The organism is Cellulosimicrobium arenosum (genome assembly GCF_014837295.1).
In the GTDB taxonomy this organism is placed as follows: domain Bacteria; phylum Actinomycetota; class Actinomycetes; order Actinomycetales; family Cellulomonadaceae; genus Cellulosimicrobium; species Cellulosimicrobium arenosum.
This window is the reverse complement of record NZ_JACYHB010000018.1, coordinates 1-22,676: the sequence shown is the minus strand read 5'-3', so window position 1 is coordinate 22,676 and position 22,676 is coordinate 1. Positions and strand designations below refer to the sequence as shown.

Genomic DNA, 22,676 nt, shown 5'->3' with positions numbered 1-22,676 from the left:
CGGGTCACCAGCTGCTCGTGCCGTGACCGGCCCAGCCTAGTCACGCGCGCTCGAGAAACTCCTCGCGCTGCGGGTCGAGCTGCTCGTCGATCGCGTCCCGCAGCGCGTCGTGCGACGCGAGCCCGGGATCGTCCGCCACCACCTCGGTCGCGTCCACGCGCGCCGTCGCGATCACGTCCGCGTCCTTGACGACGCGCAGGAGGCGCAGCGAGCTGGCACGGCCCGACTGCGCGGCGCCCAGCACGTCGCCCTCGCTCCGCAGCTCCAGGTCGACGGCCGCGAGCTCGAAGCCGTCGGTCGTGCGCGCGAGCGTGTCGAGCCGGGTCGCGGCGGGGGTGCCGGGCGCCGCAGTGGACACCAGCAGGCACAGCCCGGGTGCGGTGCCACGACCGACCCGGCCTCGCAGCTGGTGGAGCTGGGAGATGCCGAAGCGGTCGGCGTCGTGAACCACCATGACCGTCGCCTCGGGCACGTCGACCCCGACCTCGACGACCGTCGTCGAGACGAGCACGGGCACCTCCCCGGAGGCGAAGCGCGACATGGCGGCGTCCTTGTCCGCGGCGGGCATCTGCCCGTGCAGGATCCCGATCTCGACGCCCGCGAGCGCCGCGGAGCCCCGCAGCTCCTCGGCGACCTCGAGCACCGCGCGCAGCGGGACCCGGTCGGGACGCTCGCCCTCGGCCTCGCCCTGCTCGAGAAGAAAGTCGGGCAGCTCGTCGAAGTCGTCGGACCCGCCCGCCGCTCCCCGACCCGTCGAGCGGTCTGCGGTGTCGGGGTCGTCGGGATGGATCCGCGCGCACACGACGTACGCGCGGTGCCCGGCGGCGACCTCCTCGCGCACCCGCTCCCAGGTGCGCCGCGTCCACGCCTCGTTGGCTGCCGGCACCACGTGGGTCGTGATCCCCGCGCGGCCGGCGGGGATCTCGGTCAGGGCCGACGTCTCCAGGTCTCCGAAGACGGTCATCGCGACCGTGCGCGGGATCGGGGTCGCCGTCATGACGAGCAGGTGCGGGCTCGTGCGCGCCTTCGCCCGCAACGCGTCCCGCTGCTCGACGCCGAACCGGTGCTGCTCGTCGACGACCACGAGCCCGAGGTCGGCGAACTGGACGTTCTCGGACAGCAGTGCGTGCGTGCCGACGACGATCCCGGCCGCGCCGCTCGCGGCGTCGAGCAGCGCCTCCTTGCGCGCCGCAGCCCCGAGCGTTCCCGTCAGGAGCGCGACCCGCGTCCCCTCCTCGGCGCCACCGAGCAAACCGCCCTCGGCGAGGGGTCCCAGCAGGGCCCGCAGCGTGCGGGCGTGCTGCGCCGCGAGCACCTCGGTGGGCGCCAGGAATGCGGCCTGCCCGCCCGAGTCGACCACCTGCAGCATCGCGCGCAGGGCCACGACCGTCTTGCCCGAGCCGACCTCGCCCTGCAGGAGACGCTGCATCGGACGCGAGCGCGCGAGGTCCTCGGCGACCTGCTCGCCCACCTCCCGCTGGCCGCCGGTCAGCGTGAAGGGCAGCGACGCGTCGAACGCGGCGAGGATCCCGGGATCGTCCACGCCGCGCGGCGCGCGGGCCGTCGCCGGCTCGGCGTCCGCCCGCGCGCGCCGCACCGCGAGCGCCGCCTGGAGCACGAACGCCTCCTCGAGACGCAGCCGGTCCCGCCCGCGGCGCCACTGCTGCTCGTCGTACGGCTCGTGCACGTCGCGCAGCGCCTGCAGCCGCGTTCCCAGCCCGTGCCGCGTCCGCACGGACTCGGGCAGAGGGTCCGGCACGTCCTGCTCGCGCAACGGATCGAGGACCGTCCGCACCGCCGGCTGGATCTTCCAGCTCGGGATGCTCGCGCTCGCCGGGTAGATGGGGATGGGTCGGCTCGCCTCCAGGACAGCGCTCTCGGCGTCGTCGGCGTCGTCGTCCATCCCGATGATCTTGTAGTCCGGGTGCGCGAGCTGGCGGGACCCCCGGTAGTCGCCCACGACCCCGGTGAACAGTCCGAGCCGTCCGGGCGTCAGCCGGTCCTCGTGGTAGCGCAGTGCACCGGGATGCTTCGCGAAGAAGGTGAGCGAGAGCTGGCGTGGCCCGTCGGTGACGACCGCCTCGAGGATCGCGCCCGGCCGGTTGCGCATCCGACGCACCGTGGCGTGCTGCACCTGAGCGACGATCGTCACGTGCTCACCGAGCGCGAGCCCGCCGAGGTCGGTCAGGCGGCCCGGGTCGCCGTAGCGGCGCGGGTAGTGCTGCAGCAGCTCGCCGACCGTCCGCACCCCCAGCTTCTCGAGCGCGTTCGCGCTGCGCGTCCCGAGCGCACGCCGCAGCGGCTCGTCCAGACGGGCGGTCATACCGGCCCCTCGGCCCCGACGAGGGCCCGGGTCCCGTCCCGCCCGGACGGCAGGACGACGCACTCCGCGCCGACGTCCCCGGCCACCGACGCGAAGGACGCGACCAGGTCGGGCGCGGCGCCGTCGTCGGGCACCACGGTCAGCATCCCCCCGGCGCCGACGAGGTCGCGGACCAGCCCCGCGACGTCGGGGCGCTGGTCCTGGCCCGCTCGGAGGTCGAGCTCCACGACACGCCCGTGCGCGACGGCGTCGCGCATCGCGCTCACCCGGGCCGCCAGGGTGGCGCCCGGGTCCAGGAGGTGGCCGGCCGCCAGCGCGAGCACGACGTGCACGTCGGTCGGGGTGGCGAGGACCTCGACGCGACCGACGCCGTGCGAGCGCGCCGACTCGTCCAGCGCCACGACCGTCGACTCCTCGACCGGACGGCCGGGCAGGACCACGACGCTCGACGACCCGGTGTCCACGACGGCGCGGCGCAGCGCCCCGATGCCGAGTGGCACCTCCGGGGAGCACACGAGCACCACGGCGCCCGCGCGCGCGAGGTCGGCGACGAGCCCGGGCGCGCCGGTGACCGCGACCAGTCCCGTCGACCCCGCACCGTCGCCCGGCCCCGCCGCCGTGGGGACGGCGAGGTGGCGGACACGCACGTGGCGCATCGCCCCCGGGTCGCCCGCGAGCGCTCGTGCGGCGCGGCGACCGGCGGCGACGGCGGCCAGCGGGTCGTCCGTGTGGACGTGCGCCTGCCAGACGCCGCCGGTCGCGACCGCGCCCGGACCCGGTCCCCGGACCGCCCCTCCCCCGACGACGACGACCGACTCGCCGAGCGTGTCGAGGGCGGCGCGCAGCGCGTCGACCGCGGGTACGCGCACGGGGCCCGTCGGCCGCACCCGCGCCGGGTCGAGGACGAACATGACCTCGAACTCTCCCGCACCGGGATCGTCGTGCGACCCGGGCAGGGCGCGAGCACCCGCGGCCGGGCCGGCCGGGCGGGCGGTGACGACGTCCATGCCGGAGATCATGGCGCGCACCTCCGACACGGCGTCGCCGGACCCTCCGTGCACCACCTCGTCGAGCGCACCGAGCAGCACCACGAGGCCGACCGCGCCGGCGTCGAGCACCTGGGACCGGGCCAGGACGTCCAGCTCGTCCGGGCTGCGCTCCGCCGCGGCGCGCGCGGCCCGGCGCGCCGCCACGACGACGGGCCCGACCGGGACGACGGGGGCCGGCGCGCCGGGCGACCGCTCGCGCAGGCGGTCCGCGCCCAGGACGATGCCCGCCGCGGCCGTGGCGACGGCGTCGGCCGCAGTGAGCACGGTCCCGGGCACGGGCCGAGCGACGGCCCGCCGTGCGCTGCGGGACGCCTCGGCCAGGGCGCGGGCGAGCGCCGCGCCGTCGGCGTCGGACGCCTGGGCGAGCGCGACCGCCAGACCCCGCAGGTACTCGCTGAGAATGACCCCGGAGTTCCCCCGGGCACCGACGAGAGCACCCCGGGCGGCGCGCGCGAGGACGACGCCGAGCCCCGGCGGAACCTCGTCCGCGGCGCCCGCCCCCTCCGCGCGGTCGGCACCTGCCGGGCCCTCGCTGCCGACCGGGTCCTCGGCCCCCGGACCCTCGATCGCCTCGAGGGCGTCGACCAGCGTCAGGTACATGTTCGTGCCGGTGTCGGCGTCCGAGACGGGGAAGACGTTGATCCGGTCGATCTCGTGGCGCACGGTCCCCAGCGCGTCCGTGGCGCGCCGCAGCCAGGCGGCGACGACGACGGCGTCGATCGTCGGTACCGCTTCGCTCACGTCGTCCCTGCCCCTTCGTACCGCGTCCGGGCGTCCGTCGTGGTCGGCGCACCACCCGCTCGTCTGCTGCCATACCGTAGCCCGGACAGACCTCTCGGCGCCGGGGAACGCTCGGGACGTGCCCGAGACCTGCCCGGGACCTGCTCGCCCGGTCCGGCACGGTCCGGCACGGTCCGGCCACGGTCCGGCCACGGTCCGGCACGCGTACTTGAGCAGGGGACGCCGATCGGATACCCTGACGAGGTTGCCCGGGTCGCGCTGCGCGCCGGGTCGACCACCCCCAGACCATTCACGACGTCGCCGCTGCCTGCGCGACGTGCACGACGATCAGGAGAAACCGTGGCTGCCAACTGCGACGTCTGCGGCAAGGGCCCGGGCTTCGGGCACAGTGTCTCGCACTCCCACATCCGCACCAAGCGACGCTGGAACCCCAACATCCAGCGCGTCCGTGCGGTGGTGGGAAGCACGCCCAAGCGACTCAACGTGTGCACCTCGTGCCTCAAGGCCGGCAAGGTGACGCGCCCCGCCTGAGCAGCGAGCGACATGTCAGGACGAGCGCCCGTCGGGAGATCCCGACGGGCGCTTCGTCGTGCTCCCTGCGTCGGCGGCGTCCGCGGTGCGGAGATCTTCTGGAGATCGGGACGAAGCGGTTTTGCGGATCGGCCGGCCGGTGGGAGGCTTTGTCCATGGTGACGGAACTCAGCGAGGTCACGATCCGCCCGGCCGAGCCCGCGGACGCGAGCGCGATCGCCGCGGTCCACGTCGCGTCCTGGCGCGGGGCCTACGCCGGGATCGTGCCCGACGCGTACCTGGCGTCGCTGGACGTCGGCCAGCGCGAGAAGCACTGGGTCGAGAGCCTGACGGCGACGGGGTCGCACACGTGGCTCGCGGACGCCGACGGGCGCACGATCGGTTTCGCCACGCTCGGACCGAGCCGCGACGAGGACGCCGAGCCCCGTGACCTCGAGATCTACGCCATCTACCTCGACCCCGAGTCGTGGGGCCGCGGCGTGGCACGCGACCTGATGCGCACGCTGCTGGCCGAGGTCCGGCCCGGTGTCACGGTGACGCTCTGGGTGCTCGCCGACGCCACGCGGGCGCGCCACTTCTACCGTCGGCACGGCTTCGCCCCGGACGGGGTGGAGCGTCGTGACGACATCGGCGGCACGGACCTCACGATGGTGCGCTACCGCCGGGACTGACCCGTTCCGGGGTCGGTGTGCCGACCGGGCCGTCCGGCAGGCCGGGCGTCATCCCCTGAAGTGGTCCCAGCCGGTGCCCGTCCGGAGGGACTCCCCGTCGACGGTGACTGCTGCGGCCGCGTCCCCCTGCGCCCCGGCGCCGTGCACGACGCCGATCGTGCGGAAGCCCCGGGGCAGCTCGATCCCGGCAGGGAACGTGGCGAGCAGCCCGTGATCCTCTCCCCCGGCGAGCACCCAGGCGTCGAGGAGCGTGCGCACTTCGTCCTCGCTCCGGACCTCGAGCTGCGGGTCGTCCCCTCCCGGCGCGACGATCCGCGCGGCGTCCCGCAACGCGTCACGGTCGGTCGCGAGCGCCGCGGACGACACGTCGATGCGTGCTCCGCTCGCACGCGCCATCCGACCGGCGTCGCGCAGCAACCCGTCCGACACGTCCAGCATCGCCGTGGCACCGCCGTCCGCCGCACGCGGACCGGCGGCGATCGGGGGGTCGGGGCGCAGGTACGTCGCCGTGAGCCCGTCGTCGGACCGGCCGGCGTCGAGCAGCGCGAGACCCGCCGCCGAGCGGCCCAACGTCCCGGCGAGCGCGACGACGTCCCCGGGGCGCGCACCCGAGCGGAGCACCGGCTCCCGGCCCTCGAGGTCGCCGTGGACCGTCACCGCCACGACCACCTGGTCGCCACCGGACAGGTCTCCCCCCACGACGGCGGCGCCCGAGGGCGTGCAGGCCGCGGCGAGCCCTCGCGCGAGCCCGGTCACCCACTCGACGGGCAGGTTGCCCGGCATGACGAGCGAGACCACGAGCGCGGCAGGCCGAGCGCCCATCGCGGCCACGTCGGCGAGGTTCTGCATCGCGGCGCGCCACCCGACGTCGTACCCGGAGGACCAGCGGCGGCGGAAGTGCCGGTCCTCGACGAGGACGTCGGTCGAGACCACGTAGCGCCCGTCCGGTGCCGCGACGACGGCACAGTCGTCGCCGGGACCGACGATCGTCGTGGGTGCTCCGGGGAGCAGCGGGAAGATCCGGGCGAGGAGCGCCTCCTCGGGCACGTCACGGACCAGCAGGGGCGTCTCGCTCACCAGGACACCCTAGCCGCGCTCCCGCCCCCGGCCCGGCGCCCGCCGGACGACACGACGCCCAGGACCGGTGCACCGCGCGACGGCGGCTACCGTGGTCGCGTGCGCGTACCGTCCCGCCCCCGAGCAGCCGCCGTGGCGACCCTCGTCGCAGGCCTCCCCCTCGTCCTGGGCGCGTGCGCGCCCCGCATCACCGTCCCGGTCGCCCCGGACGCGACGGACCCGCTGTGCGCGGACGTCGTCCTGGCGGTGCCGGACAGCCTCGGTGACGAGCTGGAGAAGGTCGGCACGACGAGCCAGGCGACCGCGGCGTGGGGTGAGCCGGGCGCCGCCGTGACGCTGCGGTGCGGCGTCGAGCCTCCCGGACCGACGACGGACCTGTGCCAGAGCGTCGAGTCCGAGGGCGGCACGGTGGACTGGGTGGTCCGCGAGCTCGACGACGGGACCTGGACGTTCACGACGTACGGGCGTGACCCGGCGGTCCAGGTCGTCGTGCCTGCGACCGTGCGCGAGGACCACTCGGGCGCGTTCGTCGCCGATCTCGGGCCGGCGGTCGAGGCGGTGCCGCAGACGCGTGCGTGCGTCGGGCCGGAGGACCTCACCGGTTGAGGGTCAGCGCAGGCCGGTCGGCCGCTCGAGCGCGAGCGTGATGAGCTCGTCGATGAGGTCCGGGTAGGCGAGCCCCGACCTCTCCCACATCCGCGGGTACATCGAGAACGGCGTGAAACCGGGCATGGTGTTGATCTCGTTGACGATGACCTGCTCGTCGGCGGTCACGAAGACGTCGACCCGCGACAGCCCCTCCGCGCCGACGGCCTCGAACGTGCGCACCGCGACGTCGCGCACCTGGTCCTCGACGTGGCGCGGCAGGTCCGCGGGGCACGTCAGCTCGACGCCGGCCTGGTGCAGGTACTTCGTCTCGAAGTCGTAGAACGCGTGCGCGGCGTCGGTCACGACGACCTCACCCGGCAGCGACGCGCGCGCGCGTTCGCCCGCTCGCCCGCCGAGGACCGCGCACTCGATCTCACGGCCGACCACACCCGCCTCGACGATCACCTTCGGGTCGTGGACCTGGGCTGCGGCGACCGCCGCAGGCAGGTCGGCGAGGTCGTCGACCTTCGTGATGCCGAGGCTGGAGCCCGCACGGGCGGGCTTGACGAAGACCGGCAGACCCAGCCCCGCGACGGTCTCGGTCCACGCAGCCGGGTTGCGGTCGAACTCCCCCGGCCGGATCACCGTGAACGGTGCGACAGGCAGCCCCTGACCGGCCAGGACGAGCTTCATGAAGTGCTTGTCCATGCCCACCGCGGACGCGAGCACGCCAGCTCCCACGTACCGCACGTCGGCGAGCTCGAACAGTCCCTGGATGGTCCCGTCCTCGCCGAAGGGCCCGTGCAGCAGCGGGAAGACGACGTCCACGTCGCCGAGCTCTCGCGGGATCTCGCCGGGGGCGAGGACGCGGACGCCGCTGCGGCCCGTCGCGAGCGGCAGGACGACCTCCTCGCTGCTCGCCTCGACGTGCGGCAGCCGACCGGGGGCGATCTCCCAGCGGTCCGGGTCGTCTGCCGCGAGGACCCACTGCCCCGCGGGCGTGATGCCCACCGGCAGGACGTCGTACTTGTCCCGGTCGATCGCGCGCAGCACACCGCCCGCGGTCGCCACCGAGACCGCGTGCTCGCCGGACCTCCCGCCGAACAGGACGACGACGCGCGGCTTGCGCGGCTCGCGCGGCTCGGTGGCGCGCTGGGTGCTGGTGGCGGCGGCCGCGTCGTGCGCGCCGATCTGCTGGCTGGACATCGCGGACGAGCGTACCGGACCGGGGACGGCACCGGACGAGGCCGCGACCGACGGTCGGGAACGAAACGAGCCTTCCCGGCGTTGGAGTCCGTCGTGGAAGACACGACTCTCGACGCCGCTGCGGCGGACGACCCCGACCATAGTCCCGGCCGCACCGCCTCCGGCACGGCCCCGGCGCCCGCGGGCGCCGCGACCCCGAGGACGGTGCGGGCCCGGTGATGACCTTGCTCTCTCTCCTCCTCGGACTCCTCGTGATCCTCGCGATCACCGCGGCGACGGCCTACTTCGTCGCCCAGGAGTTCGCATACATGACCGTCGACCGGTCTCGCCTCGGTGCCCAGGCCGACGCGGGCGACGAGTCCGCACGGCGAGCGCTCGCCGTGACCCGGCGCACGTCCTTCGTCCTGTCCGGCGCCCAGCTCGGGATCACCGTGACGGGGCTGCTCGTCGGCTACGTCGCCGAACCCCTCGTGGGCGAGTCCCTCGGCACGATGCTCGGGGGCGTCGGCGTGCCGAGCGGCGTCGGCGTCGCGGTCGGCACGGTGCTCGCGCTCGCGCTGTCGACGGTCGTCCAGATGCTCTTCGGCGAGCTCTTCCCCAAGAACCTGGCGATCGCCCGCCCCGAGCCGCTCGCGCGCCGCCTGGCCCGCTCGACGAGCCTGTACCTGAAGGTCTTCGGCTGGCTGATCGCCGTGTTCGACAAGGCCTCGAACGCCCTGCTCCGCCTGCTGCGGATCGAGCCGGTGCACGACGTCGACAACACCGCGACGGCACGTGACCTCGAGCACATCGTCGCGGACTCGCGCGAGAGCGGCGACCTGCCGGACGAGCTCTCCGTCCTGCTCGACCGCATCCTCGACTTCCCCCAGCGCGACGTCGAGCACGCGATGATCCCGCGTTCGCGGGTGGGTACCGTCCGGCCGGAGGCGACCGTCGGCGAGGTGCGCGCGCTCATGGCGCGCGAGCACACCCGCTACCCGGTGGTCGACGACGACGACCAGCCGCTCGGCGTCGTCCAGCTCGCGGACGTGCTCGGCGCGACGCTGTCCGACGACGCGCCCGTGACCGATCTCATGCACGAGCCCGTCGTCCTGCCGACGCTCATGTCCCTGCCCGACGCGCTCGCCGAGCTGACCAGCACGCGCAACCAGCTGGCGTGCGTCATCGACGAGTACGGCGGCTTCACCGGGGTGCTCACGCTCGAGGACCTGGCCGAGGAGGTCGTCGGAGAGATCACCGACGAGCACGACGCCGACGAGACCGGCACGGTCGACCTCACCGGCGACGACGTCTGGGCCATGGCGGGCGACGTCCACATCGACGAGGCGGAGCGGGCCATCGGGCACGACCTGCCGCGCGGCGACTACGAGACCGTCTCCGGCCTGCTCATCGCCCATCACGGCGGCCTGCCGGACGAGGGTGAGGTCGTGCACGTCGCGCTGCCGCCGGACCCGGCCGACCTCGTCCACGACGAGCCCGTCCACCGCTCGCTCGACGTCGAGGTCCTCGAGGTCGAGCGGCACGTGCCCGCACACGTGCGGGTCACGCTCACCGAGACCCGCGGGACGCCGCTGCCCGGCACTGCCCGCACCACGGAGGAGGACCGATGAGCGACCCGTGGGTCGTGGTCGGCGTGACCGTCCTGATCATCGCGCTCAGCGCGTTCTTCGTCGCCGTGGAGTTCGCGCTCCTCGCGGCCAAGCGGCACCGTCTCGAGGATGCCGCCGCCACCTCGCGCTCGGCCCGGGCGGCGCTGCGCAGCTCCAGCGAGCTGACGCTCCTCATGGCCGGTGCGCAGCTCGGCATCACGGCGTGCACCCTCGCGCTGGGTGCCATCACCAAGCCGGCGGTGCACCACTGGCTGACTCCGGTCTTCGAGACCTGGGGCGCTCCGCTGTGGCTGGCCGACGTCGCCGGGTTCGTGCTCGCGCTGATCATCGTCACGTTCCTGCACCTCGTCGTGGGCGAGATGGCACCGAAGTCCTGGGCCATCGCCCACCCGGAGCGGTCCGCGACGCTGCTCGCGCTGCCGATGCGCGCGTTCATGGCCGCGTTCCGCCCGCTGCTGCGGGGTCTCAACGCGCTCGCCAACCGTTGCGTGCGGGCCGTCGGCGTGGAGCCGGTCGACAACGTCGAGGGCGGCGGGCAGGACCCCGCGACGCTGCGTCACCTCGTCGAGCACTCCGCGAGCGTCGGCGCGCTCGAGGCGTCGTACCGCGTGCAGATCTCCGGCGTGCTCGAGCTCGAGTCGCTCACCGTCGACGCGCTCGTCCCTGCGCAGGGGCGCCTGACGACGGTGCCCGCACGCGCCACGGCTGCCGACGTCCGCGCGGCGTCGGTGGCGTCGGGACACCTGCGCATCCTCGTCGAGAACGGGAGCGTCGTGCCGCGTGTCGTGCACGTGCGCGACACGCTGCTCGAGCCCGACGACCGCCCGGTCCACGACCTGGCGCGCCCGGGCTTCGTCCTCGCCTCCGGGACGACGGTCTACGCGGCTCTCGCGCGCATGCGCGCCGCGAGCGAGCAGCTCGCGGTGGTCATGGACGGCGAGCGGCTCGTGGGCGTCGTCACGCTCGCGGACGTGCTGCGACGTATCCTCCCGCGGCCCGACGAGCCCGCGGTGGCGCTCGTCGGCTGAGTCGCCCGGGCCCCGTCGGCACCTGCTGACGGGGCCCTCTCGCGTCCCCGGACCCAGGACGTCACCTGCCGGGACCGAGAGCTCGCCCGCTATCTGTTGACAGCGGGAAAGCCCTTTCCTAGCCTTCTAGGGTCGCCGCACCTCGACAGGCACCCGAGAACGACGGGAGAGAGCACCGACGACGACATGGCAGGGCCTTGGGGCGAAGGAGCCCACCCGAGACGGGCACCGCACGCCGAACGGCTCTCGCGGACCCGTCACAGCAGCACCTGACGAACTGGAGCAGACGATGACGTCTATACGTTCGAGCCGTCGAGGGAGAACCGCGCTCGCGGTCACCCTGGCGACCGCCCTCGGCGGGACCCTCCTCGTACCACCGGCATCCGCCGAGGCAGCCGAGGGGGAGTTCACCGAGATCTTGAGCTTCGAGGCCTACGAGCGCAGCGCGCTCGACGGCCAGGACGGGTGGACCGCGTCCACGGCGGCACAGGTCGTGGCCGACCCGCTCAACGCCAACAACCAGGTCCTCGAGATGGTCGGGGGCGGTCAGAAGAGCTACCGGACCATCCCGGAGATCGCCCAGGGCGAGACCGGCACGCTCTTCTTCCGCTTCATGCGGACCGGGAGCGTCGACACCTCGTTCGGCGTCACGGACGTCGACGCGCCGTCGGACTACGTGAACAGCCGCGCCTACGTGAACAACCAGAACAACGACGTCATGCTCGTCCGCGACGGCGGTGGGTTCACGCCGGCCGGCGTGTGGTCCCGCGACACGTGGCAGTGCGTCTGGTTGTCGGTCGACAACGCGACCGACAAGGTCGCCGTCTACAGCCAGGGCGGTCCCTACGAGGAGATCACCCGGCTCCCCGAAGGGACAGAGCAGGAGTTCGGCTTCCGCCAGACCGTCACCGGGGCCCTCGACCGGTTCTTCTGGATCAACGGTGCGAGCAGCGCCGGGCGACTCATGCTCGACGACGTCGCCGTCGACACCGCCGGCGAGAACCTCGCCATCCCGACGGGGAACCCCGGCGACTGCGCGGCGGGTGGGACCGAGCCGACCGAGCCGTTGCTCAACCCCCTGCCCGACCCCGCCCCGTCGGCCCTCGGCATCGAGGTGACCGAGCTCGCGCAGCTGCCGGAGTCGCACACGACCCCCGCGACCCAGGACCAGCGGCTGGTGCGGCACAACCGGATCACGCACCTCGACGAGATCCCGGACGGTTCGGGACGCCTGATGGTGCCGGACAACAACGACATCCTCTACACGGTCGACAAGGACACGGGCGAGCACACCCCGTACCTGAACGTCCGCGAGGAGTTCATCGACAACTTCCACAACAGCGCCGGCCTGGGCACCGGCCTCGGCTCCGCCGAGTTCCACCCGGACTTCGCCGAGAACGGCAAGTTCTACACGGTGCACACCGAGGCCGGCAGTGCACTGTCCCAGGACACGCCGACGTTCCCGGGGTACGGCAACACGGCCTTCCACAGCGTCGTCACCGAGTGGACCGCCACGGATCCCGCGGCCGAGGTCTTCGAGGGCACGAGCCGCGAGATCCTGCGCGTGCCGTTCGCGGGCCGGGTGCACACCGTGCAGCAGATCGCCTTCAACCCCACCGTCGAGGAGGGTGACGCCGACTACGGCAACCTGTACGTCCTCGCCGGCGACGGCGGCAACGGCGTCGGCAACGGCAACCCGCAGAACCTGGCCACCCCCCAGGGCACGATCCTGCGCATCGACCCGCTCGGCGACGACAGCGCCAACGGGCAGTACGGGATCCCGGCGGACAACCCCTTCCTCGACGAGCCGGGCGCGCTGCCCGAGATCTACGCCGTCGGCATGCGCGACCCGCACCGCATCAGCTGGGACCCCGAGGGCGACCACACCATGTACCTCGGGCACATCGGCGAGTGGCAGGTCGAGTCCGTCTACGCCGTCGAGCCGGGTGACAACTTCGGCTGGTCCGTGCGCGAGGGCCCGTTCCTGGCGGACAACCGGCAGATCTTCCCGCTGCCGGCCGACGACGCCGAGAACGGCTTCACCTATCCCGTGGCCGCGTACGACCACAACCGCGACCCCGGTCAGACCGGTGACGCCGGCGTCGCGCTCAACGGCGGCTTCGTCTACCGCGGCGACATCCCCGAGCTCCAGGGCCGCTATCTGTTCACCGACCTCGTCCGGGGCTGGGTGCTGGGCACCGAGGCCGACGAGATGGTGCGGAACGACGGCGACCTCGAGGACCTGGCGGACATCGAGCACCTGCGGGTGTTCGCCGACGGGACGGAGACGACGTTCCAGGAGCTGGTCGGCGACCAGCGTGTCGACCTGCGCTTCGGCTCCGACGCGGACGGCGAGCTCTACCTGGTCGCGAAGGCGAACGGGAAGATCTGGAAGGTCACCGGCGCTCACCGCGTCGGCGCGTCGTCGCCGTTCGCCCTGCCGGAGCTCGCGCCGAACCTCGTGGCCCACTACGACTTCGACCACCCCGTCGAGGGCTCCCCGACCCTCGAGTCCGACCAGGGCTGGTCCGGCACGAACATCATGCTCGTCAACGGCGGCGTGGAGCAGCGGGTCGCCGACCGTGCCTACCCGGGCGCGAACGAGGCGCTGCAGACCCAGCAGATGAGCCCGACGCAGTCGTCGAACGACGACTGGAAGGCCGGGGTGTACGACGCCGACGGCGTGGACTCGCTCGGTGCCTTCGCCGCCACGGAGCAGGCCTCGGTCATGGGCTGGTTCAAGCCGACCGGCGAGCACCCCGCGCTCAACTCGGGGACGACGAACCCGGACGACCGGTACAACGCGGTCGGCCTCGCCGGCGTCCTGAGCGGCGACTCCGACGGCCACGGCGTGCGCGCGCTCCTCGAGGTGATCACGGTCGGTGGCGAGCTCAAGGTCGTCGCCCTCGGTCGCCGCGTGGACGGCGGGGGGTCCTGGACGTTCGCGGCGGACATGCCGTGGGACCAGATCCTGCAGCGGGGCGAGTGGGTCCACCTGGCGGCGACGTTCGACTTCGCCGCCGGGGAGATGAAGCTCTTCATGAACGGCGAGGAGCTCGAGGGCGAGTACACGGCCTCCAACCCCTGGGGCTCGGGCGCCACGTCGGCGACCGACCCGGCCGGGATCAAGATCGGCGGCAGCTTCCCGCAGGACACGCGTGAGGCGAACCCGTTCACCGGACGCATGGACGACCTCATGTTCCTCGACACGGCGGCGACGCCGGAGCAGGTCTCGGCGCAGTACGCGCTGTTCGGCGCGGAGCCCGTCGAACCGCCGGCGCCACCGTCCTGCTCGCCCGCGGGCGAGCAGATCAGCGACGTCATGGCGCAGGAGCACTGGGCACCGCGCACACCCGACAAGTGGGAGTTCCCGGGTGACGCGATCGTCCTCGCGGAGGCCGGCGACAACCCGGACGACGGCATCCGCCGTCCGTTCGAGTACGCCGTCCTCACCGAGGGGACCGAGCTCGGGTCCTTCGACCTGAGTGCGGAGGTACGGCTCGACGAGCCCGCGACCGTGAACAACCGGGACGTCATCGTGGTCTTCGGCTGGCAGTCGGACACCGAGTACTACTACGCCCACCTCTCGCAGGACAACACGATCTATGCCCACAACGGCATCTTCAAGGTCGACGGAGCCGACCGGGAGCGGATCGACGACCAGTGGGACGGGACGGTCGGGGCACCTCCGGCGATCACCGACGAGGAGTGGCACGACGTGCGCGTCGTGCGCTGCGCGGACTCGGGTGACGTCGCGGTCTACGTCGACGGGCTCGACACCCCGCTCCTGACCGCGAACGACACCACGTTCGCCGAGGGACGGGTCGGGTTCGGCTCGTTCGACAACGTCGGCAGCATGCGTGACCTCGTGGTGACGACCGCCGACGACGCGGGCGAGGTCCCGGTCGACGTCGTCGTCTCGCCGCGGTGCCTGGCCGGCAAGGCCTACCTCGCGGTTCGTGCGACGAACCGGTCGGACGTGCCCGCCGACGTGACCCTCGCGACCGCGTACGGCGACCGGACGGCCGAGGACGTGGCGCCGGGAGGCAACGCCTACCAGTCGTTCGCCGTGCGCTCGGCCGCGCTGGAGGCAGGTTCGGTCACGGTGTCGGCCACGGCGACGGTGGACGGTCAGGAGGTGACGTCCGAGCAGGTGGTCGACCACGCACCGCTGAGCTGCGGGTAGCCGCGGGTAGCAGCAGGGCGTCCGACCGGGCAGGGCGTGCGCGGGAGACCGCGCACGCCCTGCCTGCTCAGTCCCTGGGAGCCGGGGGCGCCGTCGAGTCGCGGACGACGAGCTCGTGCCCCGTCGCCCGTCGCCGCGGTCGCGCCGAGGGCGGCCGGAGCGCCAGGTCGAGCGCGGCCGCGCCGATCTCGCTCATGGGCAGGCGCACGGTGGTGAGCGCGGGCGCGAGGTCCTGGGCCACCTGGATGTCGTCGAACCCGGTGACGGAGACACCGTGCGGCACGGAGACGCCGCGCTCACGCAGGAGCGACAGCACGCCCGTCGCCATCGCGTCGTTGAGCGCGAGCACGGCGGTGGTCCCCGGGTGGGCGTCCAGCAGCTCTCGCGTCGCGTCGCGGCCGCCCTCCCGCGTGAACGGCGCATGGGCCACGGGCACCGCGTCGGGGGGCAGACCGTACCTCGCGACCGCCGCGCGGATTCCCTGGAGCCGGTCGGCGATCGTCGTCAGGTGCGCGGGGCCGGCGGCGACGGCGAGCCGCCGGTGCCCCAGGTCGAGCAGGTGCTGCGCGATGGTCTCCCCCGCGGCCTCGTTGTCGGGCAGCACGGCGTCGCACCGCATGTGGTGGCGCCCGACGGCGACGACGCGACCGCCCGCCTCCTCGAACTCCGCGAGCTCGCGCCCGGCCTCGTGCTCCATGACCGGATCGACGTAGCCGGATCCCGCGAGGACGATCGCGCCCACGCGGTGGGCACGCATGAGCCGGATCTGTTCCGCCTCCGCGGACGGCTCGCGCTCGGTGTGGGCGATCTGCACGCTCCAGCCGTTCTCACCGGCGACGCGCACGACGCCGCTCGCGATCTCGGCGAAGTACGGGTCGCCGATCTCGTAGACGATCAGGCCTGCGACGGACGTCCTGCCACCGGCGAGGGTGCGAGCGTGCACGTTGGCGACGTAGCCGAGCTGTTCGGCCACGGCCCGGACGTGCGCCGCGACCGCCTCGGACACGCCGACGCTGCGCGAGAGCGAGCGCGACGCCGTGGCGAGGGAGACCCCCGCCTCCTCCGCCACGTCCACGAGGCGCGGTGCTACCCGACCCGGTGCCGGACGACCTTCTCGACGCACTCCCGCTCCGATCCCCCGTGCTCCGTCCTCGCGTGCCGATCGCTCGACGCACCACGACGTGACGCTTGCCACACCTGCCGCCGACAGCGTACTCTGACGAAAGCGCTTACGAAAGCGCTTACGCACTCCTGGATCCCACCAGGTCTTCACTACGACGAAGTAGGGAGAGTCATCCCATGGCCTCACGGTTGTCCTCACGAACCGCCCGTCGGCGCACCGCCGCCGTCGTCGCGGGCCTGTCCAGCACGGCTCTCGTCCTCACCGCGTGCTCCGGCGGGGAGAGCGAAGGCGAGGGCGGAGGGTCGGACGACCCGATCGTCGTCGGCATCTCGCTCCCGCTCACCGGCGACTTCTCCGAACCGGGGAAGGGCGTGCAGCGTGGGTACGAGGCGTGGGCCCAGTTCGTCAACGAGGACGGCGGACTGCTCGGCCGCGACGTCGAGCTCAAGATCCTCGACGACCAGTCCAACGCCGACCGCGTCGTGCAGGACTACGAGGCGCTCATCGCGCAGGACGAGGTGGACCTCGTCTTCGGGCCCTTCTCGACCCGCCTCGTCGTGCCGAGCGCACGCGTCGCGGACGAGTACGGGATGCTCTTCGTCGAGCCGGCCGGTGCGGCGAACGAGGTGTTCGAGCAGGGGTTCGAGAACCTCTTCTACGCCGCGCCCGCGATCGCCGACGACCACTACAACTACCTGGCCGACCACATCCTCGACATGCCCGAGGGCGAGCGGCCGCAGACGGTCGCGGTCGCCTCGATGGACGACCCGTTCGCCCAGGGCACCGCCTACGGGCTGCGGGACAAGCTCGCCGACGGCGGTCTGGAGATCGTGGTCGACGAGGTCTACCCGCCGAACACGACCGACTTCTCGTCGATCGCCGCGAAGATCGACGACTCCGACGCGGACATGGTCATCGGTGGGACGCAGTACCAGGACGCGGTCAACCTGATCGTCGCCCTGCAGCAGCTCGACTACCAGCCCGACCTCGCGGCCTTCTCCACCGCTCCGACCAACCCCGAGTTCTCGGCCGCGATCGGCTCGGAGACCGAGGGCATCCTGTCCCCCACCGGGTACACCGAGACCGCGAGCTGGCCGTCCAACGTGGACTTCGTCGAGCGGTACACCGAGCTCCACGGCAACCCGCCCGGTGAGGACGAGGCCAACGCCTACACGACCGGTCAGGTCGTCGCGGCCGCCGTCGAGGCCGCCGGTTGCGCCGAGCAGGGCGAGTGCCAGCAGGAGCTGATCTCGTGGCTGCGCACCAACGAGGTGGAGACCGTCGTCGGCCCGCTCACGTGGGACGAGACCGGCAAGCCCCAGGGTGCGCACCTCATCCAGCAGTACGTCGACGGCGAGATCCAGATCGTCCTGCCCCAGGACGCCATGGAGGCCGACTTCGTCTACCCCAAGCCGGCCTGGTGATCCGTCCGTGACCGGGACGCTCCTCTTCCAGAGCCTCGTGCTCGGCGTGCTGCTGGGAGGGCTCTACGCCCTCCTGGCAGCGGGCCTGACCCTCTACTTCGGCGTGATGCGCGTCGTGATGATCGCCCACTCGGCGTTCCTCATCCTCGCCGCGTACCTCGCCTGGTTCTTCAACCAGCAGACCGGGATGGACCCGCTGCTGTCGCTCGTGGTGACCGTGCCCCTCTTCTTCCTGGTGGGCGTGGGCATGCAGCGCCTGCTCATCACACGCCTGCGACCAGCCACCCTCACGATGATGTCGGTGCTCCTCACGTTCGCCGTCGCGCTGTTCATCGAAGGCATGATCGGGTTCGTCTGGAGCGGCACGCAGCGTCGCATCCAGCTCCCCTACTCCAGCGCGAGCGTCGAGTTCTTCGGGGCGCACATCGCCGTCGTCAAGCTCGTCGCGTTCGCGCTGGCCGCCCTCTCGCTCGCCCTGCTCTACCTGATCATGAAGCACAGCAGGTTCGGCCAGGCGCTGCGTGCCACGATCCAGCACAGCGAGGCGGCACAGCTCGTCGGGATCAAGACCGACCGCGTCGCAGGCTTCGGCTTCGGCCTCGGCCTGGCCACCGCCGCGATCGGCGGGACCGCGCTGTCCCTCGACGCGACGATCTACCCGTCGCTCCACTGGCACTGGATCGGTCCGCTCATGGCGATCATCGTCGTGGGCGGGCTGGGCTCCATCCCGGGCGCCGCGATCGCGGCGATGGTCCTGGGGATCGGCCAGAGCCTGCTCCAGGTGCCGCTCGGCACGACGTGGGCGCAGACCATCTTCTACGTCGCGCTCTTCGTGACGCTGATGCTGCGCCCCCAGGGATTCTTCGGAGGTCGCCTTGCCCAACGCTTCTGACACCCGTCACCCCACCTCCACCGCCGGTTCTCCGGCCGTCACCGCCACCGAGCCGACCGGCACGGGTGCGACCGGCTCCGGCACGAACCGGACCTGGCGCCGCGTGGCCCGCGTCGTCGCGCTGGTCGTGTGCGCCGCCCTGGTCCTGGCGTTCCCGGAGCTCGCGCCCAACGCGTACATCCTGTCCGCCGGCATCGTCGTCGCGAGCTACGCGTGCACGGCGACCGCCTGGAACTTCATGGGCGGCTTCACGGGCTACGTCTCGCTCGGCCACGCAGCCTTCTTCGGCCTCGGCGCCTACGGCACCGCCATCCTGATCCGCGACCTCGGGCTCCCGAGCTTCGTCGCCTGGCTCCTGGCGGGCCTGCTGGTCCTGCTCATCACCATCCCGCTCGGCATCGCTGCGCTGCGCGTGCGCGGCGCCTCGTTCGTCATCGTGTCGATCTCGTTCGTCCTGATCCTCCTGCTCGTCTTCCAGGGCTGGGGCTCGTTCACCGGCGGGTCCGACGGTCTCGTCGTCCCCCGGCCGTTCCCCGACCTGCTGCGGCCCGAGCACCACCGGGTGTTCTTCTACCTGTTCGCGGCGCTCCTCGCGGCCATGCTGCTCGCGTGGTGGGCGATCGACCGCTCCCGGTTCGGCACCGGCCTCAAGGCGGTGCGGGAGGACGAGGACAAGGCGCAGGCGCTCGGTGTCCCCACCCGCAACTACAAGCTGGTCGCCTACGTCGTCTCGGCGACGTTCACCGCGCTCGCCGGCGGCATGTACGCGCTCTGGTTCGGCGACCTCGACCCGATCTTCCAGTTCTCGATCATGCTCGGGTCCTACATGGTGCTGATGGCGCTCTTCGGCGGGGTCCGGCACCTCTACGGTCCGCTGCTCGGCGCCGTGGTCGTCGGGGTCGGTCTGGAGTACTTCAAGCTCGAGTTCGGCGACACCCAGCTCCACCTCGTCGCCACCGCGCTGCTGCTGGGTCTCGTGGTCCTGTTCATGCCGGACGGGCTCATCCCCGCGGCCCAGGCGCTCGTCAAGCGCTTCGGTCCGCAGGACTCCTCCATCCGCGAGGTGACGGCCGCCGAGCTGCTGGAACGCAACCGCGCGGCGTCGGGCACGGCAGGTACCACGGATGGCGACCGGGACGAGCCCGCCGACGCGGCGGGCACCGGACGCTCCGAGGGCGACGCATCGACGGGAGGAGACCGATGAAGACGACGGTGGAGACGGGTCGCAGCCTCGAGACGGTCGGGCTGTCCCGGTCGTTCGGCGGGGTGCACGCCGTCCGCGACGCGACCGTGACGTTCCAGCAGGGCAAGATCAACGCCCTGATAGGCCCCAACGGCTCGGGAAAGACGACGTTCTTCAACTGCGTCACCGGGATGATCAAGCCGGACTCCGGCACCGTGACGTTCAAGGGTCACGACATCACGCGCAGGTCACCGCACCGGATCGCTCGCGCGGGGATCGGTCGGAGCTTCCAGCTCTGCCGCGTCTTCCCCCGCATGACCGTCCTGGAGAACCTGCTCGTGGCGGTCCAGCCCAAGGGCTTGCGGGACCTGCTCTCCGGGGCACGCAACCCGGCCGAGATCGACCGTGCCCGGGCGCTGCTGGTCCGGGTCGGGATCGACCACCTGGAGAACAGCGAGGCGCGCAACCTCTCGTACGGGCAGCAGAAGCTGCTCGAGCTCGCGGGCGTGCTGATGGGCGACCCGGACACGATCATGCTCGACGAGCCGGCAGGAGGCGTGAACCCCGCGCTCATCGGCCGCATCGCGACGCTCGTGCAGGAGCTGAACGCCGAGGGCAAGACGTTCCTCGTCGTCGAGCACAACATGGAGCTGGTCATGAGCCTGTCCGACCACGTCATCGTCTTCGACCGGGGGCGTCCCATCGCCGAAGGGCCCCCGGAGACCGTGCAGTCCGACCCTCGAGTCCTGGAGGCCTACCTTGGTGTCTGAACCGAAGTCCGCCGCCTCGTCGCAGCCGGAGTACCTCCTCGAGCTCGACGACATCCAGGCCGGGTACGGACGCGCCGCGATGGTCCTGCGTGGCCTGACCATCAAGGTGCCGCCGTCCACCGTCGTGTGCCTCGTCGGCCCCAACGGCGCCGGGAAGTCCACGGTGCTCAAGGTCGCCAGCGGGCTGCTCACCCCGCGGTCCGGCGCGATCCGCGTGAACGGGCAGGACGTCACCGGCCAGGGACCGCAGCAGATGCTGTCCTCGGGGCTCGCCCACGTGCTCCAGGGGCACAGCGTGTTCCGCGAGATGTCCGTGGCCGAGAACGTGCTGCTCGGCGCCTACACGCTGCGCGACAAGGCACTGGTCGCCGAGCGGGTCGCGTTCGTGCAGGAGCTGTTCCCCATCGTCGGCGAACGGTGGAAGCAGCTCGCGGGCCTGCTGTCCGGAGGCCAGCAGAAGCAGGTCGAGTTCGCGCGCTCGCTCATGGTCAGCCCGCGCGTCGTGCTCCTGGACGAACCCTCCATGGGACTCGACCCGAAGACGACGGCGACGGTGTTCGAGCAGGTGGTCCGCATGCGCGAGGCCGGCGTCGCGGTCCTGCTGGTCGAGCAGAACGCCCGTCGGGCGCTCGAGACCGCGGACATCGGGTGCGTGCTCGACCTCGGGCGCGTGCACATCACCGGACCGGCACCGGAGCTGCTCGCCGATCCGCAGCTCTCCGAGCTCTACCTGGGCGGGCGGCCGGCCGAGCCGTCCCCGTCCGCGGGTGCCTGACCGGGACCGACAGGGACCGACAGGGACCGACAGGGACCGACACGGACGACGGGACGTCGCCGCCCGGACCCGGACGTACGGTGGACGTGGCAGGGCCAGCAGGCCCGCACCACGTCCACCGTCGTCCCGTCCCCCGAAGGAACCCGATGCCCGAGCCCGTCCCCTTCGCTCCCGTCCGCCGACTGCTGGACGACGACCTCCTTGCCGCGGTGCGTGGGCGTGCCGCGGGGTACGACCGCGACAACGCGTACTTCACGGAGGACCTCGCGGACCTCGTCGGCGCCGGCTACCTGCGTGCCCTGGTCCCGGAGTCCTTCGGCGGCGCCGGGCTGACCCTGCGTGAGACCGTGCACGAGCAGGCCCGCCTCGCCGGTGCGGCCCCCGCGACCGCGCTCGCCGTGAACATGCACCACGTCTGGACGGGCGTGGCGCGCTACCTGCACGAGCGCGGCGACTCGTCGCTGGACTGGTTGCTCGAGGAGGCCGGACGCGGCGAGGTCTTCGGGTTCGGCTACAGCGAGGCGGGCAACGACCTCGTCCTGCTCGGGTCGCGGACCGAGGCCCGTCCGGACGGCGCCGGCGGCTACACGTTCCACGGCCGCAAGATCTTCACCTCCAACTCCCCCGGCTGGACTCGGCTGGGCGTCCTGGGACTCGACACGACGTCCGACGACGGCCCGCGCCTCGTGCACGCGTTCGTGGCTCGCGACGGGGACGGTGTCGAGGTCCGCGACGACTGGGACACGATGGGCATGCGCGCGTCGCAGTCGTGCAGCACGGTGCTCGACGGCGCGCACGCGGCCGCCGACCGCGTGGTCCGGCGACTGGCGCCCGGGCCGTCGCTCGACCCGCTCGTGATCGGGATCTTCACGACGTTCGAGACGCTGCTGGCAGCGGTGTACACAGGGATCGCCGACCGCGCGATCGAGCTGGCCGTGGCGGCCGCGCGGCGTCGGACGTCGATGAAGAACGACGGCGCGGCGCTCGCGCAGGACCCGGACATCCGCTGGCACCTCGCGGACGCGGCGCTGGCCCTCGACGGGGTGTGGCCGCAGCTGGACACGGTCGCCGGGGAGCTGGACGCTCTCGTGGACCGTGGCGTCGGCTGGTTCCGTGCGACGGCGGGACTCAAGGTGCGCGCGACGGAGACGGCGAAGCTGGTCGTCGACCGGGCCGTCCGCGTGGCGGGAGGCTCGACCTACTTCTCGGGGAACGAGCTCGGGCGCCTCTACCGGGACGTGCTCGCCGGGCTGTTCCATCCCTCCGACGACGAGTCCGCCCACTCGACGGTCGCCCACTCCCTCCTCGACGGATAGCGGGCCCGACCAGACCCTTCCGCCCCGTCCACCATGTGCCTACGTCCCGTCGGACCGGTCAAGCCCCTTGGAGTGGTGTAGCGCTGCGTGATCTTTGTTGGGGTCAGGCGCTGAGCTCGAGCATGGGGTCGGGGTTCACCTCGATTCCCGGATCGGTGACGGTCGTGAGGCGGCATCTGGTGA

General features: G+C 72.7%; 18 protein-coding genes. 13 read left to right on the top strand and 5 right to left on the bottom strand.

Annotated elements, in window-relative coordinates; genetic code table 11:
- Window positions 1–40: 40 nt before the first annotated feature.
- Both IF651_RS16590 and IF651_RS16585 read right to left on the bottom strand, forming a co-directional pair.
- On the bottom strand, window positions 41–2,323 hold the full coding sequence (locus IF651_RS16590; protein ID WP_191830236.1) for an ATP-dependent DNA helicase RecG: 2,283 nt from the start codon (window positions 2,321–2,323) through the stop codon (window positions 41–43).
- Complete coding sequence (locus tag IF651_RS16585; RefSeq protein ID WP_191830235.1) at window positions 2,320–4,113, bottom strand: DAK2 domain-containing protein; 1,794 nt, start codon at window positions 4,111–4,113, stop codon at window positions 2,320–2,322. The genes IF651_RS16590 and IF651_RS16585 overlap by 4 nt, the downstream gene beginning before the upstream one ends.
- 339 nt (window positions 4,114–4,452) lie before the next feature.
- Between IF651_RS16585 and rpmB the strand changes: the two genes are divergently transcribed.
- Both rpmB and IF651_RS16575 read left to right on the top strand, forming a co-directional pair.
- A complete protein-coding gene (gene rpmB / locus IF651_RS16580) occupies window positions 4,453–4,644 on the top strand; it encodes a 50S ribosomal protein L28 (protein ID WP_191830234.1) in 192 nt (63 codons plus the stop codon).
- A gap of 155 nt (window positions 4,645–4,799) precedes the next feature.
- On the top strand, window positions 4,800–5,315 hold the full coding sequence (locus tag IF651_RS16575) for a GNAT family N-acetyltransferase (RefSeq protein ID WP_191830233.1): 516 nt from the start codon (window positions 4,800–4,802) through the stop codon (window positions 5,313–5,315).
- Between the two features lie 48 nt (window positions 5,316–5,363).
- Here IF651_RS16575 and IF651_RS16570 read toward each other — a convergent pair whose 3' ends face one another.
- Window positions 5,364–6,392, bottom strand: a complete 1,029-nt coding sequence (locus tag IF651_RS16570) for a thiamine-phosphate kinase (RefSeq protein WP_191830232.1) — start codon at window positions 6,390–6,392, stop codon at window positions 5,364–5,366.
- Between the two features lie 132 nt (window positions 6,393–6,524).
- Between IF651_RS16570 and IF651_RS16565 the strand changes: the two genes are divergently transcribed.
- On the top strand, window positions 6,525–6,998 hold the full coding sequence (locus IF651_RS16565; RefSeq protein ID WP_191830231.1) for a DUF3515 family protein: 474 nt from the start codon (window positions 6,525–6,527) through the stop codon (window positions 6,996–6,998).
- Between the two features lie 3 nt (window positions 6,999–7,001).
- Here the strand turns inward: IF651_RS16565 and IF651_RS16560 are convergent, their stop codons facing one another.
- Window positions 7,002–8,186 (bottom strand): D-alanine--D-alanine ligase family protein, encoded by a 1,185-nt coding sequence (locus IF651_RS16560; protein WP_191830230.1) that lies wholly within the window; start codon window positions 8,184–8,186, stop codon window positions 7,002–7,004.
- Window positions 8,187–8,279: 93 nt separating this feature from the next.
- On the opposite strand from IF651_RS16560, the gene IF651_RS18090 reads away from it, so the two are divergent.
- The 4 genes from IF651_RS18090 to IF651_RS16545 all read left to right on the top strand — a co-directional run bounded on the left by IF651_RS18090 (window position 8,280) and on the right by IF651_RS16545 (window position 15,010).
- Window positions 8,280–8,405, top strand: a complete 126-nt coding sequence (locus tag IF651_RS18090; protein WP_277818680.1) for a hypothetical protein — start codon at window positions 8,280–8,282, stop codon at window positions 8,403–8,405.
- The gene (locus tag IF651_RS16555) at window positions 8,405–9,796 is read left to right on the top strand and encodes a hemolysin family protein (protein WP_191830229.1); all 1,392 of its coding nucleotides are present in this window, start codon (window positions 8,405–8,407) and stop codon (window positions 9,794–9,796) included. The genes IF651_RS18090 and IF651_RS16555 overlap by 1 nt, the downstream gene beginning before the upstream one ends.
- Window positions 9,793–10,824 (top strand): CNNM domain-containing protein, encoded by a 1,032-nt coding sequence (locus IF651_RS16550; RefSeq protein ID WP_191830228.1) that lies wholly within the window; start codon window positions 9,793–9,795, stop codon window positions 10,822–10,824. The genes IF651_RS16555 and IF651_RS16550 overlap by 4 nt, the downstream gene beginning before the upstream one ends.
- A 289-nt stretch (window positions 10,825–11,113) precedes the next feature.
- The gene (locus IF651_RS16545) at window positions 11,114–15,010 is read left to right on the top strand and encodes a PQQ-dependent sugar dehydrogenase (RefSeq protein ID WP_241744557.1); all 3,897 of its coding nucleotides are present in this window, start codon (window positions 11,114–11,116) and stop codon (window positions 15,008–15,010) included.
- Between the two features lie 67 nt (window positions 15,011–15,077).
- On the opposite strand, the gene IF651_RS16540 is transcribed toward IF651_RS16545, so the two are convergent.
- Window positions 15,078–16,085: a LacI family DNA-binding transcriptional regulator gene (locus IF651_RS16540; protein ID WP_338404024.1), complete on the bottom strand. Its 1,008-nt coding sequence runs from the start codon at window positions 16,083–16,085 to the stop codon at window positions 15,078–15,080.
- A gap of 224 nt (window positions 16,086–16,309) precedes the next feature.
- Between IF651_RS16540 and IF651_RS16535 the strand changes: the two genes are divergently transcribed.
- The 6 genes from IF651_RS16535 (at window position 16,310) to IF651_RS16510 (ending at window position 22,493) form a co-directional block, all read left to right on the top strand.
- Window positions 16,310–17,557, top strand: coding sequence for an amino acid ABC transporter substrate-binding protein (locus IF651_RS16535; RefSeq protein WP_191830227.1), 1,248 nt, complete (start codon window positions 16,310–16,312; stop codon window positions 17,555–17,557).
- Window positions 17,558–17,564: 7 nt separating this feature from the next.
- Entirely contained in the window at window positions 17,565–18,449 is an 885-nt protein-coding gene (locus IF651_RS16530; RefSeq protein ID WP_191830226.1) for a branched-chain amino acid ABC transporter permease, read from the top strand.
- Window positions 18,433–19,653 (top strand): branched-chain amino acid ABC transporter permease, encoded by a 1,221-nt coding sequence (locus IF651_RS16525; protein WP_241744556.1) that lies wholly within the window; start codon window positions 18,433–18,435, stop codon window positions 19,651–19,653. Before IF651_RS16530 ends, IF651_RS16525 begins: the two co-directional genes overlap by 17 nt.
- Complete coding sequence (locus IF651_RS16520; RefSeq protein ID WP_191830225.1) at window positions 19,650–20,402, top strand: ABC transporter ATP-binding protein; 753 nt, start codon at window positions 19,650–19,652, stop codon at window positions 20,400–20,402. Before IF651_RS16525 ends, IF651_RS16520 begins: the two co-directional genes overlap by 4 nt.
- The gene (locus IF651_RS16515) at window positions 20,395–21,177 is read left to right on the top strand and encodes an ABC transporter ATP-binding protein (RefSeq protein WP_338404023.1); all 783 of its coding nucleotides are present in this window, start codon (window positions 20,395–20,397) and stop codon (window positions 21,175–21,177) included. Before IF651_RS16520 ends, IF651_RS16515 begins: the two co-directional genes overlap by 8 nt.
- A 146-nt stretch (window positions 21,178–21,323) precedes the next feature.
- Window positions 21,324–22,493, top strand: a complete 1,170-nt coding sequence (locus tag IF651_RS16510; RefSeq protein ID WP_191830224.1) for an acyl-CoA dehydrogenase family protein — start codon at window positions 21,324–21,326, stop codon at window positions 22,491–22,493.
- Window positions 22,494–22,676: the final 183 nt, after the last annotated feature.